The 14,268-nt window shown below is 80.9% G+C and carries 10 protein-coding genes; 4 read left to right on the top strand and 6 right to left on the bottom strand.

What is annotated here, in order from left to right:
- The first annotated feature begins 15 nt into the window (after positions 1-15).
- From ACRYR7_RS19205 to ACRYR7_RS19195, 3 genes are all read left to right on the top strand, one after another.
- Entirely contained in the window at positions 16-2,946 is a 2,931-nt protein-coding gene (locus ACRYR7_RS19205) for a hypothetical protein (protein ID WP_432573721.1), read from the top strand.
- Positions 2,943-3,089 carry a hypothetical protein gene (locus tag ACRYR7_RS19200; RefSeq protein ID WP_432573720.1) on the top strand — a complete coding sequence of 49 codons (147 nt, stop codon included), beginning with the start codon at positions 2,943-2,945 and terminating at the stop codon, positions 3,087-3,089. The genes ACRYR7_RS19205 and ACRYR7_RS19200 overlap by 4 nt, the downstream gene beginning before the upstream one ends.
- A gap of 267 nt (positions 3,090-3,356) precedes the next feature.
- Positions 3,357-5,570 carry a putative bifunctional diguanylate cyclase/phosphodiesterase gene (locus ACRYR7_RS19195; RefSeq protein ID WP_432573719.1) on the top strand — a complete coding sequence of 738 codons (2,214 nt, stop codon included), beginning with the start codon at positions 3,357-3,359 and terminating at the stop codon, positions 5,568-5,570.
- Between the two features lie 56 nt (positions 5,571-5,626).
- Here ACRYR7_RS19195 and ACRYR7_RS19190 read toward each other — a convergent pair whose 3' ends face one another.
- The 6 genes from ACRYR7_RS19190 to ACRYR7_RS19165 all read right to left on the bottom strand — a co-directional run bounded on the left by ACRYR7_RS19190 (position 5,627) and on the right by ACRYR7_RS19165 (position 13,475).
- The gene (locus tag ACRYR7_RS19190) at positions 5,627-6,286 is read right to left on the bottom strand and encodes an SAF domain-containing protein (protein WP_432573718.1); all 660 of its coding nucleotides are present in this window, start codon (positions 6,284-6,286) and stop codon (positions 5,627-5,629) included.
- Positions 6,287-6,393: 107 nt separating this feature from the next.
- Entirely contained in the window at positions 6,394-6,726 is a 333-nt protein-coding gene (locus tag ACRYR7_RS19185; RefSeq protein ID WP_432573717.1) for an FmdB family zinc ribbon protein, read from the bottom strand.
- A 93-nt stretch (positions 6,727-6,819) separates the two neighbouring features.
- The gene (locus tag ACRYR7_RS19180) at positions 6,820-9,900 is read right to left on the bottom strand and encodes a phosphodiester glycosidase family protein (RefSeq protein ID WP_432573716.1); all 3,081 of its coding nucleotides are present in this window, start codon (positions 9,898-9,900) and stop codon (positions 6,820-6,822) included.
- 45 nt (positions 9,901-9,945) lie between these two features.
- On the bottom strand, positions 9,946-11,481 hold the full coding sequence (locus ACRYR7_RS19175) for a potassium/proton antiporter (RefSeq protein WP_432573715.1): 1,536 nt from the start codon (positions 11,479-11,481) through the stop codon (positions 9,946-9,948).
- Between the two features lie 77 nt (positions 11,482-11,558).
- Positions 11,559-12,632: a glycosyltransferase family 2 protein gene (locus tag ACRYR7_RS19170; protein WP_432573714.1), complete on the bottom strand. Its 1,074-nt coding sequence runs from the start codon at positions 12,630-12,632 to the stop codon at positions 11,559-11,561.
- 147 nt (positions 12,633-12,779) lie between these two features.
- Positions 12,780-13,475 (bottom strand): 5-formyltetrahydrofolate cyclo-ligase, encoded by a 696-nt coding sequence (locus ACRYR7_RS19165; RefSeq protein WP_432573713.1) that lies wholly within the window; start codon positions 13,473-13,475, stop codon positions 12,780-12,782.
- A gap of 159 nt (positions 13,476-13,634) precedes the next feature.
- Between ACRYR7_RS19165 and ACRYR7_RS19160 the strand changes: the two genes are divergently transcribed.
- On the top strand, positions 13,635-14,268 hold a 634-nt coding region (locus tag ACRYR7_RS19160; RefSeq protein ID WP_432573712.1), incomplete at its 3' end, for a UTP--glucose-1-phosphate uridylyltransferase.

The raw sequence follows: 14,268 nt of genomic DNA, 5'->3' as shown, positions 1-14,268 counted from the left end.
GCCGTGGTGCTGGACGTGGGGCGAGAGCTTGTGGCCGCCCCCGGCGCGGAGGAGGGGCCCCGGCGGCGCCGCGCGCACGCCGGCGCCCCGGGCCCGCGCCCGGACCCCTCCGCCGGCGCGGCCGCGCTGGACGAGCACGCCCGCGCCCTGCACCGCCGCCGCGAGCCGTGGGGCGTCAGCGCCCACGACGCGCTGGAGGCGCTGGCCGAGCTGGCCGAGCGGCCCCTGCCGGCCAGCACCACCCGCCGCCTGCGCGGCCAGGCGCTGACGGCGTGCCGCCGCGAGGACCTGCCGCTGTGGGCCGGGCGGGTGCGCCGGGCCGTGGAGCTGGGCGCCTTCGACGTCACCGGCGCCGGCACCCCGTGGGCCGGGGCGCAGCTGCGCACCCGCGAGGCGGCCGAGGAGACCCTCGCCCGGGTGCGCCGCGTCGTGGAGGAGACCCTGCCGGCCGCCCGCGCCCTGCTGGCCACCGTGTGCGACGCCGTCGGGCTGCGCGGCGCGGCCTCGGTGGCGGAGGCCACCGAGCGCGTAGAGCTGCTGGACGGCGTGCGCACCACCGTCGCCCGCTTCGGCCCGGAGGTGTTCGCCGGGTCCCTGGGCGACGTGGCCGCGGCCACCGCCACCTCGGCGTGGCGGCGCGACAACGGCGTGCGGATGGGCGTGCTGGCGCGCTGGCGGCTGCGCCGGCAGGCCCGCGCCATGGTGGTGCCCTCGGCGGCGCCGGAGGGCGTCGCGGAGCTGCACGAGTGGCTGCAGCGGGCCCGCGCCCAGCGCCTGGCCTGGCAGCGGGTCTCGGTGCGCGAGGCCGCGCCCCGCGTGCCCGACGGGCTGGAGGAGCTGCGCGCGGCCGTGGCGGCGCTGCGCACCGACCTGGTGGACCTGCAGCGGGTGCTGCCCGTGCGCCTGGTCGCCGAGCTCACCGACGAGGGCTCACTGCTGGTGGTGCCCCTGCCGGAGCTGACGGGGCTGCTGCGCTCGCTGGCCGCCGACGCCGCCGCGCTGAACGACCTGCCCGAGCGCACCGTGCTGCTCGACGAGCTCGCCGCCGCCGGCTGGCAGCCGCTGCTGGACGACCTCGGGGCGCGCTGGGACGGGCCCGGCAGCGTGGACCTGACCGCCGAGGTGGAGTGCGCGTGGTGGTCCGGGGTGCTGGAGGCCCTCTCCCTGGCCGACCCCCTGGTCGGCGCCCCGGACGCGGCGGTGCTGCGCAGCGCCCGCGCCGGGCTGCAGCTGGCCGAGGCCGCCGCCCGCGCCCACGACGCCCGCGAGGTGCGCCGCGCCGTGGACGCGCGCGTGCTCGCCCTGCCGCCCGCCCCCGCCGAGCGCCCGCTGCGGGTGCCGCCGCGCGCGGCCACCCGCGACCCCGAGCCGCTGGGCCCGGAGCTGGCGCCGGCGGCCGCGGTGCTGCCGTGCACGGCGCTGTCGGCGGCCGCGGCGGCCGCCCTGGCCGCGGACCTGCCGCCGGCGGACCTGGTGGTGGTGCTGGGGGCGCGCTCGACCGCCACGTCCTGGGTGCTGCCGGCGCTGGCGCACGCCCGGCAGGTCGTCGTCGTGGGCGACCCGGCGCTGCCGGGCCCGCGGGACCTGCCCACCGCGGCCGCGGCCCCCGCGGACGCCCCGCAGGCCGAGGGCACCGGGGCCGCCGGGTCCGCGGGACCCGCCGAGGTCCCGGCCGGGCTGCTGGACGACGCCGACGGCGTCCTGCCCGTGCTGCGCCTGGAGCGCCAGCACGCCTGCCTGGACGACCGGCTGCAAGAGGGCCTGGTGCCGCCCGGCGCGCAGGACTCCCTGCCCGGCGCCGGCCCCGACCCGCGCGCGGTGCTGCGCACCTCCAGCCGGGCCGCGCGCGGCGGCGGCGCCCGCCACCGCCCGGACGTGCTGGTCGACCTCGTCGCCGACGTCGTCGTCGACGCCCTGCGCCGCCGCCCGGCCCAGTCGCTCGGCGTGGTAGTGCCCGACGCCGGGGGCGCCGACCTGCTCGGCGACGCCGTGCGGCGGCGCCTGGCCGACCACGGCCTGTCCGAGCGCGGCCCGGCGGGGCGCGGCGGCGAGGGCCTGCTGGTGGCCTGCCCGGCCCGCTGGACCGGCGAGCGCCGCGACCACGTCGTCGTGGTGGCCGACGCGGTCCTCACCGGTGCCGGGCTGGGCGCCGGCCCGGCAGCGACCGGGGACGCCGTGCTGGCGCTGTCGCGCTCCCGGGCGCGCACCACCCTGGTGCTCGACGACGCCCGCTGGGACGAGGAGGAGCACGCCGGCGCGCCGGGCGAGCCGGGCCGGCACCTGCTGCTGCGCGTCGCGCTCGCCTGGGAGGCGCGCGAGGAGCAGCCCGCCGCGCCCGCCACGGCGCTGGAGCGCCGCCTGGCGGGGGCGTGCCGGGCGCTGGGCCTGCCCGTGGCGCTGGGCGCGGGCCGCTCGCGCAGGGTCCCGCTCGCGGTGCGCCGCCCGGACGGGACGGGCCCGGCCCTGGCGGTGCAGCTGGACGGCCCGGCGTGGGCCGCGGCCGGTGTCGTCGAGCGCGAGGTGACCACCCCGGCGCGCCTGGAGCACCGCGGGTGGCGGTGCGTGCGCTCGCTGGAGACGGACGTCCTGGCGGACCCCGCGGGGGAGGCCGAGCGGATCGCGCAGCGCTGGAGGGAGGCCGTGACCGAGCACGGCAGCGACGCCGAGCTGGTCCTGGACCTGCGCGCGGCCCCGGCCGGCGCTCCGGTGCCGCCGGCGGCGCCGGAGGCCCGGCGCGCGCCGCGCGGGGGCGGGGCCTCGCCGGCGCGCCGGCGCGGGCAGCCGGGCGCCCCCGGTGCTCCCGGTGCAGGTACGGGTGCGGGTGGCGCGCCCGCGAGCGCCGGTGACGCGCAGGCCGGCGCGGACGGTGCGCAGGCCGGCGCGGCGGCGACCGGGCAGCAGCAGGACGGGGCCGGCGTGCCGGTGCCGCGCGAGGAGGCGTCGTGAGGGGACCGGGCGAGGACGACGAGCGCGAGGTGCCCCTGGAGGACGAGCGCTCCGCGGACGACCGCGACGAGGGCTGGGGCGGGCGGGCCGCGGGCCTCGATGACGACTGGTACCTGTCCGAGCGCCCGCCGCACTGGGACTGAGGCCCGCGCCGCCGCGACCCGGCCCGGGCGCTCCCCGCCACGGGGAGTGCCCGCGGTCCCGCTGTCCGCGACGGTGGGATGACGTGTCGTCGAGCGCGGGTGACGGTGCGTCGACCTCTCCAGATCGTTCCCTCCGGAGGGCTTCCTCAGCGCACCGGCGGCGCACATGATGGGCGCCAGCCGGCGACCGGGGACCTCCCGCAGCGGACCTCCCGCAGCGGTCGCGGCCGCTGGGACGCGACGGTCGCGAGGGTCGGAGGTGGGGGCGTGCGCCGGTACCGCAGCGCGGTGCTCCCCGGCGCCGCAACGGCCGCCGGTGCCGCCGTGGCGCTGCCGGCGCGGCCCCCGCGCGACGCCCCGCCCGCCGTGCCCGCCGTGGCCGCCAGGCCGCTCCCGCCGACCGCTCCGGCCTCCCCGGTGGACCCGCCCGCGCTGCTGCTCCTGCTGCCGGCCGTGCTCGTGCTCGCCAGCGCCTGGCTGCCGCTGGAACCGCCGTGGCGCGCCGGCCCCTTCCCGCTCGTCCTGGCCCTGGTCGTCGCCGCCACCACCGCGGCGGCCGGCACCGGGCCCGCCAGCGGGCAGCGCCGCGCCGCCCGCTCGGCCTGCTGGGGCCTGGCCGCCGCCCTCACCGCGCTGGCCCCGCTGACCCTGGCCCTGCTGGCCCGGTGCCTGCCGCTGCTGCACCGCGCGGCGCGCCGGCAGCAGCCCTGGCGCGCCGCGCTCACCGACCTGGCCGCGGCCGCGGCCGGCGTCCTGACGTGCCGGCTGGTGCTCGACGCGCTGGTGGGTTCGCGCCTGGGCGCGGGCGCGGCGGTGCTCGAGGCCCGGCAGTGGCCGGCCGTGCTGGCCGGCGGCGCGGCGGGCCTGCTGCTCGAGGCGCTCGTGGCCCGCGCCCCCCGCCGGCCCACGCCCCCCGCCGGGACCGGCGGCCGGGCGCGTCCGGCCGCCGCGGGAACCCGCGCGGCCCGGGCGACCCGCGCGGCCCGGGCGACCGGGGCGGCGGTGGTCGCCGCGGCGGTGGCCGTGGCCGCCGTCGCGGCCGTGGCCGCCCCCGTCACGGCGGTCGGCGCCGACGCCGGCCCGGCGGCGGTGCTGCTGGCGGCGTCGGCCGCGGCGGTGGGCGCCCTCGCCGCGCTGGTGCGCCGCCGCCAGGCGCGCCCCGCCGTGGACGAGCTGACCGGCCTGCCCGAGCGCGAGGCGCTGCTCGCCGCCGTGGAGCGCGCCCTGGCGGCGCCCGGCGCGCAGCCGGGTCTGCTCGTGGTGGACCTGGACCGCTTCCACGACCTCAACGACACCCTGGGCCACCCCACCGGGGACCTGCTGCTGCGGCGCGCCGGCCGGCGGCTGACGGAGCTGGCGCCGCCGGGCGCGGTGGTGGCCCGGCTGGGCGGCGACCAGTTCGCGGTGCTCGTGCCCGCGGGCGCCGCGGCCGAGGACCTCGCCGGGCGGGTGGTGGAGCAGGCGGCGCACCCCGTGGACGTCGGCGCCCTGCAGGTGCTGGTGCCGGTCAGCGTGGGCGTCGCGGTGGCCCCGCGGCACGGCACGAGCGCGGCCGCCCTGCTGCGCGCGGCCGACGTCGCCCTGCACCGCGCCAAGGTGGTGCGCGGGCGGGCCTGCACCTACGACGGCCAGGCGCGCGCGGGCGGCGTGGAGCGCCTGCGCCTGCTGGGGGAGCTGGGCCGCGCCCTGGCGCGCGGGGAGCTGTTCGTGGAGTACCAGCCGCAGGTGGACCCGGCCACCGGCGTGGTCGTCGGCGCCGAGGCGCTGGTGCGGTGGCGCCACCCGCAGCTCGGCACCGTGGCGCCGGACCGCTTCGTGCCGCTGGCGGAGGAGTCCGGCCTGGTGCGGGACCTGACCGTGGTGGTGCTGGAGCGGGCCCTGGCCGACCTGGCGGGCTGGCGGGCGTTCGGCTGCGACGTGACGGTCTCGGTGAACGTGTCCGCGCGCCTGCTGGCGGACGCGGACCTGCCGCAGCTGGTCGAGGACGCGCTGCGCGCGCACCGCGTGCCGGCGCGCTGCCTGGTGCTGGAGGTCACCGAGACGGGGCTGGTCTCCGACCCGCGCCGGGCCGGCGAGGTGGTGCGCGCGCTGCGGGCGCTGGGCTGCTCCGTGGCGGTCGACGACTACGGCACCGGGCACTGCTCGCTGCAGTACCTCACCGGCCTGGACGTGGACGAGCTGAAGATCGACCGCGGCTTCGTCACCGCGATGACCACCGACCACGTCCGCGCGGTCATCGTGCGCTCGACCGTGCAGATGGCGCGCGACCTGGGCCTGCGGGTGGTCGCGGAGGGCGTGGAGGACGCCGGCACCCTGCGGGTGCTGGCCGGCATGGGCTGCCACCTGGTGCAGGGCACCCACCCGGGCGTCCCGCGGGGGCCCGGCGAGGTGCTGTGGCTGCTGGCGACCGCGGGCAGCCGGGCGGAGGCGGGCGGCGTCGACCGGCTGGTGGCACCGCGCCGCCCCTCCGCCGCGGGCTGACCGGCCGCCCGCCGCAGGCTCCGCACGGTCTGCGGGGTCCGTGCGGTCCGTGGGGTTCACGGCGCGCGCAGGGCCACGACCGTGCGGCCGGCCGCGGCGGTGAGGTCCGACGCCGTGCGCGCGTCGACGGCCACGAGCACGCTGCCCGCCGACGGGGCCTGGGCGCCGAGCAGGCCGCCGCTGCCGCCCGCGGACGGCACGGCCAGCACGACGACGTCGGTGGCGACCCGCTCGGCGCCGGTGGCCAGGCCGGTGACGGGGTCCTCGGTGCGGGCCAGGACGTCCACGCGCGCGCCGGGGCGCAGGCCCTCCAGGACGGCGGGGTCGCCCACGGCCACGGTCGTGGCCAGGGTGCCGGGCGGCTGCCCGCTCAGCAGGCCCGCGCCGGTGGTGCGCGCGTCGGTGAGGGCCTCCCCGCGGCGCACGGCCCCGGCGAGCACGGCGCCCTCGGCCGCGCCCGGTGCCAGCGCGCCGTCGGGCACGTGGGGGCGGGGTCGCTGCGCGCGCTCGAGGTCGCCGGCGCTCAGCACGGCGCCGGCGGGCAGGTCGCGGGCGGCCACGAGCACCGCCCGCACCGGCGGGTCGGGCGGGGACAGCGCCGAGACCGCCACGCCCGCGGCCGCGGCGGCCAGGCCGGCGCTGAGCCAGCGGCGGGCCAGCCGGCGGCGCCGGCGCTCGCGGGGACCGGCGGGCCGGGGCGTCGTCTCGGGGAGCACGCCGGGACGCTAGGCGCGGCGCCCCGGCGCGGGCGGGGCGCCGCGCGCCGGCTGTGGACGGCGGCGCCGGCGCGGCGGCGGTGCGGACCGCGGCGCCGGCGCGGGCGTCAGGCGGCCGAGCCGCTGGAGGAGGACCCCGACGAGGAGGACGACGAGGACGACGACGAGGAGCTCGACGAGGACGACGAGCTGGAGGAGGAGCCGGCGTCGGCCGGGGCCTTCTTCTCGGCGGGCTTGTCGGTCGAGCCCGCGCCGGAGGAGCCGGTGCGCGAGTCGGTGCGGTAGAAGCCGGAGCCCTTGAAGACGATCCCGACGTTGTTGAACAGCTTGCGCAGGGTGCCGGAGCACTCCGGGCAGGTGGTCAGGGCGTCGTCGCTGAAGGACTGGCGGACCTCGAAGGTGTGGTCGCACTGCTGGCACGCGTAGGCGTAGGTGGGCACGTCGTCTCCAGGGAGCTGCGGACCCCGACTGGCACTCGGGGCGTTCGAGTGCCAATCGTACTCGCCGCGGCCGCTGCGCGCGGCGCCGCGCGCTCAGCGGGGGGTGCGCGGGCGGCGGGGCAGCACCGGCCCCAGGGGGCGCGCGTGCGCGCGCAGCCAGCCGTCGTCGGTGCCCGCGCGGCGGGCCGCGGCGGCCGCCGGCGGCTCGGGGGCGTCGGCGTCCACGGTCAGCAGCGTGAAGCCCCCCGCGGCGCCCGCGGCGGTGGTGGCGCGCGCGGCGCCCACCTCCAGCACGCCCTCGCGGCGGGTGAGCACCGGCACCGTCCCCGGCGCTCGCCCCAGCAGCGCGGCGCGCCCGCCGGTGGCGGCCCGCCACCGCGCCGCCCACGCGCGCAGCAGCGCGCTCTCGTCGGGGTCGGCCAGGTCGCCGGCGCCCGCGCCCGGTGCGCGGGAGGCGGCGAGGACCACGCCGCTGACGCCGGCCGCGGCCGCCTCGTCCAGCTCGGCGCGCAGCCAGGGCAGCTGCGCGAACCCCGCGGTGCGCAGGGAGCCGCCGGTGGCGTCCAGCAGCAGGTACCGGGTGCCGGCCAGCTCCAGCCGGCGCGGCCCCGCGGCCGCCCCGGTGCCCGCCTCCCCGTCGCCGGGCAGCCACGACCAGCCCGGGCCCGCGCCGCCCAGCTCGTCGGCCAGGACCCGGCGCACGGCCTCGACGTCGGCGGCGGTGCCGGCCCGGCCGGGGGCGCCGACGACGTCCCCGGCGAGCAGCACGTGCTGCGCGCCGGCGGCCACCGCCGCGCGCAGCGCGCGGCGCAGGACCTCGGCCCCGGCGGGCTGCCCGGCGCGCACGTGCGCGGCGGCGACCACCGCGACGCGCCCGGTGCGCGGGCCGGTGGCGGTGCCCGGTCCCAGGGCGGGGTCGCGCGGCTCGTCCACGGCGAGGGGCCCGGCGGGCACCGCCGGCGGCACGAGCGCCTCCAGCGCCGCCAGGTCCAGCGCGCCCGCCGCGCGGCGGGCGGGGTCGGTCTGGGCCAGGTAGACGCGCTCGAGGGCGGCCTCGCGCGCGCCGGCCGGCACCGGGGCCGTCAGCCGCCGCCAGCCGGTGAAGTCCACCCGCTCGGCGAACGTCAGCGGCCGGGCGGCGCCGTCCACGCGCAGGACCGCGCGCAGCCAGCCGCCGGCGCCGTCGCCGCGCACGCTCAGGGCCACCTCCCGCGCCCCGGCGGGCAGCGCGACCGGCGGGGAGGCGACGGCCGAGGCCACGGAGGTGCCGGCCGGCTGCTCGCGCGCGTCGTAGGTCAGGCGCAGGGCGCTGCGCACGCCGGGCAGGTCGCCCACGGCCACCGGCGCTAGCGAGGCGGTGGCGCGGGTGGCGGCCGCGCTCCAGCGCCCGGGGTCGGCCACCGGGTCGGCGGGCACGAGCACCGAGCCGAGGGCGACGACGGCCGTCGTGCGCACCGCGCCGGCGCGCAGCACCACCGGCACCGCGGCCGGGCCGGTGCCGGTCGCGGTCAGCCGCAGGCGCCCGCCGGGCAGCGCCGCCACGAGCAGCTGGGCGGGGTCGGCCTCGGCGGTGACGTCGGCGGGGTCCAGGCGGGCCCGGCGCCCCTCGCCGTCGCGGCCGGTGACCTCCACCTCGGCCACCGCGCCGGGGCCGGCCAGCACGGGCGCCGGCTCCAGCTCCAGGGCGCTCAGGGGGCCCAGGACCTCCACGAGCAGCCGCCCGGCCACGTCGCCGGCGCGCACGTCCAGGTGCGTGGTGCCCGGGGAGCGCCCGCGCAGCACCAGGCGGGCGCCCTGCACCTGCGCGACCTCGGCCACGCCCGTCTCGCCGGTGCCGGCGGCCGGCGCGGCCAGCGCGGCGGGGGCACCGGAGGCGTCGGTGCCGGCGACCTCCACCACGGTGTGCAGGCCGGGGAACAGGCGCGCCAGGGGCCCGCCGCGCCAGACGACGCCGGTGGCGCGGCCGTCGGCGGGCGGGGCCAGCAGCCCGACGGCGTGGGCCACCGGGCGCGGCGCGCCGTCGGAGGGCTCGCCGACGACGGCGACGCCCGCCTCGCCGGCCGGGCGGGCCACGAGCTGAGCGGAGCCGCCGCCGTCGAGCATGACGGCGCCCTCGGCCCCGGCCTCGAGCATGCGCTCGGCGGTCTCCACGGCCGTCAGCCCGCGCGAGCGGGCGGTGCCGCCGTCGACGGTGAGCAGCAGCAGCTCCCCGGCGCGGGTCCAGCCGATCGCGGTGCGCGCGCGCAGCGCCGCCCAGGTGGGGTCGGCGGTGTCGATCGGCGCGAGGCGCCCGTCGCGCACCAGCTCCAGGCGGGCGCCGAGCGCGAAGCCGCCGGAGCCGGGGGTCAGGGCGTCCACGCGCACCTCGACGGCGGTGCTCACCGGGGTGCCGGGGGCGGTGCCGGCCAGCGCGGCGGCGACGGCGCCGGTGGCGAGCAGCACGGCGCCGCCGGCGGGCACGGGGGTGCGGCCGGGGGCGCGCACGGCGCTGACGCGGCCCTCGCGCACCTCCAGCTCCAGCGCCCCGGGCCCGGGGGCGGCCAGGGCGCGGTCGCCGGGGCCCCACTCGGGGGTGAACAGCGCCAGGGCGTCGGGGGCCAGGGTGCGGCTGGCCAGGGCGGCCAGCGGCAGGGTGCGGGCGCCGACGGTGGCGGTGCCGACCAGCCGCACGTCGCCGACGCGCCCGGCCCACCCGGGCCCGGCCGCCTCGACGCCGACGGCGCGCTGGACGGCGGCGTCGGCCTTGAGGGCGCGCCCGGCGGCGACGACGGGCCCGTCGGGGGTGCCGGTGCGGTCGATGTCGAAGAAGTCGCCGTTGACGGCGGCGACCGCGCCGGCGGCGGCGGCCAGGTCGGTCGGGGTGCGCGGCTCGGACAGGCTGCGCTGCAGCAGCGCCGGGCGGGTGCCGGTGCCCGGCGCCAGCCGCAGCAGGGAGCTGCGCACGGCGCCGGCGGCGTCGAGGGTGGCCAGGCGCTCCAGGACGAGGCCGGGGGCGACGGCCAGCGTGCTGCGGGAGAGCTCCACGCGCCCGGGCGCGGCGGCGAGCAGGCGCACGTCGGGCAGGCCCGGCGGGACGGCGCCGCCGGGGGCCGCGCCGGCGGCCCGGGCGGCCGCGGCGCTCGCGGGGGTGAGCAGCAGCCCGCAGGCTCCGGCGAGGACCGTGCGACGGCGCATGGACGCACCGTACCCGCGCCCTCACTCGCTGATGAAAAGGAGTGACTAGGCGTGACCGCGGTGGGGGCCGCTGGGCCCGGCGCCGCGCCAGCCGGCGAGCTTGCCGTGCCGGCTGACCTGCTGCAGGCGCTCCTCCACCGCGGCGCGCTCGGCGGTGCCGGTGACCACGAGCACCTCGTCCCCGCGGCGCAGCGCGGTGCGCGCCCCCGGCACGAAGGTCGCCCCGTCGCGCGCCACCAGCGTCACGTTCGCGCCCGCCGGCAGCCGCAGCTCGAACACCTCCACGCCGTGCAGGCGCGAGCCCTCCCCGACGCGCACCCGCACCACGTCCGCCGACAGGGTGCCCAGCGGGGAGACCTCCACGTCCAGCTCGGAGGTGGTGGCGGTGGGCACCAGCCGCAGCGCCCGCGCCAGCGGCAGCAGCGTGCGCGCCTGCACCAGCGTGAAGACGACCACCAGCACCAGCACCACGTCGAACAGCCGCGCCGCCCCGGGCACCCCGGCCACCACCGGCACCGTCGCCAGCACCACCGGCACCGCCCCGCGCAGCCCCGCCCAGGAGAGGAACACCAGCTCCGCCGGGCCGGTGCGCCGCGGCCCGCGCCGGAACGGCAGCAGGCTGGCCAGCACCGACAGCGGCCGGCCCAGCACCGTGAGCACCAGCCCCACCAGCAGCGCCTCGCCCACCGCGCCGGGCAGCCGCGAGGGCACCGCCAGCAGGCCCAGCACCACGAACAGCCCGATCTGCGCCAGCCAGCCGGCCGACTCCGCCGCCCCGCGGGTGGCGTGCCGGTGCGGCAGCCGCGCGTTGCCCAGCACCAGCGCGCACAGGTACGTCGCCAGGAACCCCGAGCCGTGCAGCAGGTCCGCCGCCGCGTAGGCGCCCACCGCCAGCGACAGCACCGCCAGCGGGTACAGCCCCGAGCTGGGCAGCGCGGTGCGCCGCAGCAGCACCGCGCCGGCCCAGCCGCCGCCCACGCCCACGAGCGTGCCCACGCCCAGCTCCAGCACCGCCTCGGCCACCAGGACCCACCAGGCGTGCGCGGCGTGCCCGGCGGCGACCTCCGTCAGCGCCAGCACCGCGATGACCACGGGGGCGTCGTTGAGGCCGGACTCCGCCTCCAGCAGGCCCGTCAGGCGCCGCGGCAGCGGCACCGAGCGCAGCACGGAGAAGACCGCGGCGGCGTCGGTGGAGGAGACGACGGCCCCCACCAGCAGCGCCGTGGGCCAGGGCAGCTCCAGCAGCAGGTGCGCGCCGGCGCCCACCACGACGGTCGAGACCGCGGTGCCGACGGTGGCCAGCACCGCCGCCGGCGCCAGCACGTCGCGCACCGCGCTCCAGCGCGTGGTCAGCCCGCCCTCGGCGAGGATGAGCACCAGGGCGCCGTAGCCGAGCAGCTGCGTCAGCCCGGCGTCGGAGAACTGCACGCCCAGGCCGTCCTCGCCCAGCAGCAGGCCCAGGCCCAGGTAGAGCAGCAGCGAGGGCAGGCCGGTGCGCGCGGACAGCCGCACGGCCAGCACGGCCGCCAGCAGCACCAGGGAGGACACCAGGAGGACGGCGCTGAACTCCTCCAGGGTCATGCCGCACCGTACCGGGCGCGCGGCGCGCGCCGTCCCGGCCGCGCGCCGCCCCGGTCGCGCGCCGCCCCGCGGGCCCCTCAGCCCGTGACGGGCCGCGGCTCGCGCAGGTCCACCGCGCCGGGCGCGGGCGCCGGCCCGGCAGTCCCGGCGGTCCCGGCGGCGGGTGCGGGCGCGGCGGCGGGCGCGGGCCCGCGGAAGGCGGCGACGACGTCGGCGGGCCAGCCCGCGGCCCACTCGCGCCGCTCGCGCCACAGCGGTGCCCACACCGGCTCGCCGCCGCGCCCGGCCAGGGCCAGCGCCCGCTCCCCGGCGGTGCGCAGCCCCGCCCCGGCGGCCAGCAGCGCGATCCCGGCGCTCGCGCGCGCCGGGCTCCAGTGCTTGCGGGCGAACTCGGCCTTGCCGCGGTTGAGCATGCGCAGCTTGCCGGTGCGCGAGGAGGCCGACTTGCCGCCGGCGTGCACGACGACCGCCTCGGGGGTGACGGCGGGGTGCAGGCCGCGGGCCAGGGCGCGGGCGCTGAGGTCGGCGTCCTCGCAGTACATGAAGAACGCCTCGTCGAAGCCGCCCAGGGCCTCCCACGTCTCCCGGGAGGCGAGCAGGAAGGCGCCGCTGACGACGCCGACGTCGCGCACGCTGTCGCGGTCCCAGCGCCCCAGGGACTCCGGGTCGAACAGCGGCGAGCGCTTGAACGCGGTGGACAGCCCGCTGGCGTAGCAGAACCAGCTCCACAGCGTCGGCTGCGCGAAGCAGGAGGTCAGCGAGACGGAGCCGTCGGGGTAGAGCACGCGCCCGCCGACGATCCCGCGGGCGGGGTCCTCGGCCAGGAAGGCCAGCAGGGCGTCGACCGCGCCGGGCAGCGCGACGGCGTCGGGGTTGAGCAGCAGCACGTGCCGGCCCTGCGCGAGGCGGGCGGCGAGGTTGCAGGCGGCGGCGAAGCCGAGGTTCTGCGGGGACAGGTGCACGCGCAGGGACGGGTCGGCGGCGGCGCGCTCGGTGAGCAGGCGGCGGGTGGGCTCGTCGGAGGCGTTGTCGACGACGACGACCTCGTGGGAGGCGGCGGGGCGGCCCTCGCCGGCCAGGGCGTCGAGGCACCGGGCGGTCCACTCGGGCGCGTTGTAGGCGACGACGACGACGGACACGTCCACGGTCACGGGGGTTCCTCCTCGCCGGCGGGGCCGGTCAGCACTCCAGGTCGACACGCCGGGTCAATGTATGCGCACCTGAGAGTCACCGTCGACGGCCGCGACGGACCCCGCCCCGGGACTCCGGCCACAGGGACCGCCCCGGCACGCCGCGGCTCAGGCGGTCAGCGGCATCCAGCGGGTGGGCGTGACGACGGCGTGCACGGGCCGGTCGTGCGGCAGCACCGGCAGCGGGCTGACGGCGGCGTCGAAGAGCTCGTCGTCGTGCACCACGGCCACCACGGGCACCCGCGGCGGCACCCGGCGCAGCGCCCGGTCGTAGCTGCCGCCGCCCTGCCCCAGGCGCCGGCCGGCGGTGTCCACCGCGAGCGCGGGCACCACCACGACGTCGGCGGTGGCGATGGCGCCCGGGCCCAGCGGCCCGGGGCCGTGCCCGGCGCCGTGCCCGCTGCCGGTGCGCACCGGGCGCGCCTCCCAGTCCAGGTCGGCGTCGGGCAGCAGCACGGGCAGCAGCACCTCCACCCCGTGCCGGCGCAGCTCGGCCAGCGCCCCGCGGGTGCCCGGCTCGCCGGGCAGGGAGGAGTACAGCGCCACCCGGCGCGCGCCGGCGACCAGCGGGCAGGCCAGCAGGGTGCGCGCCACGGCGGCCTCGACGTCGGCGGCCTCGGCGTCGCCGCGCGCGCGCCGGTGCGCGCGCAGCGAGCGGCGCAGGCCCAGCTTGCGCGCGGCCACCTCCACCGGGTCGTGCGCCACGCGCACGCCGGGGGCGGGGCGGAGCTCGCCGCCGGGGAGGGGGTCGAGGTCCACCGCGGGGGCGGTGGCGGGCCTCGCGTCGTCGCGGGTCGGGGGCACGGCGCCTCCAGGGGCGTGGCGCTCCGCGCGGGAGGGGGTTGCACGCGGGGCGGAGGGGTTCTGCCCAGTCTGCCTCCCGGGAGCCGCCCGGTCCACGCCTGCGTGAACGTTCGACAGCGCCCGGTGCGCACGCGGGCCCGGGCGGTAGCCTCCGCCACCATGAGCGAACGCGACGAGCGCCGCACCGTCCGCAAGGCCGTCATCCCGGCCGCCGGGCAGGGCACGCGGTTCCTGCCCGCCACGAAGGCCATGCCCAAGGAGATGCTGCCGGTGGTGGACACCCCGGCCATCCAGTACATCGTCGAGGAGGCGGTCCGCGCCGGCCTCACCGACGTCCTGATGATCACCGGGCGCAACAAGCGGCCGCTGGAGGACCACTTCGACCGCAACGTCGAGCTCGAGGTCGGCCTGGAGGCCAAGGGCGACAAGACCAAGCTCGCCCGGGTGCAGGAGTCCACCGACCTGGCCCAGGTGCACTACGTGCGCCAGGGCGACCCCAAGGGCCTGGGCCACGCGGTGCTGGTGGCCGAGCAGCACGTGGGCGACGAGCCGTTCGTGGTGCTGCTGGGCGACGACCTCGTCGACGCCCGCGACCCGCTGCTGGACGCGATGATCGAGGTGCGCGAGCGCCTGGGCGGCAGCGTCGTGGCGTTCATGGAGGTCCCTGAGGACCAGATCCACCTGTACGGGTGCGCGGTGGCCGAGCCCACCGACGTCACGGACGTGGTGAAGGTCTCGGGGCTGGTGGAGAAGCCCAAGCGCGAGGAGGCCCCCAGCAACCTGGCCATCATCG

The organism is Kineococcus gurbantunggutensis, from assembly GCF_050871925.1.
Taxonomy (GTDB): Bacteria; Actinomycetota; Actinomycetes; order Actinomycetales; family Kineococcaceae; genus Kineococcus.
This window is presented reverse-complemented; position numbering and strand designations above follow the sequence as displayed.

Coding starts and splice junctions, on each gene's coding strand:
- ACRYR7_RS19175 (WP_432573715.1), bottom strand. CDS start 11,481: ATGACCCTGGAGGAGTTCAGCGCCGTCCTCCTGGTGTCCTCCCTGGTG.
- ACRYR7_RS19180 (WP_432573716.1), bottom strand. CDS start 9,900: ATGCGCCGTCGCACGGTCCTCGCCGGAGCCTGCGGGCTGCTGCTCACC.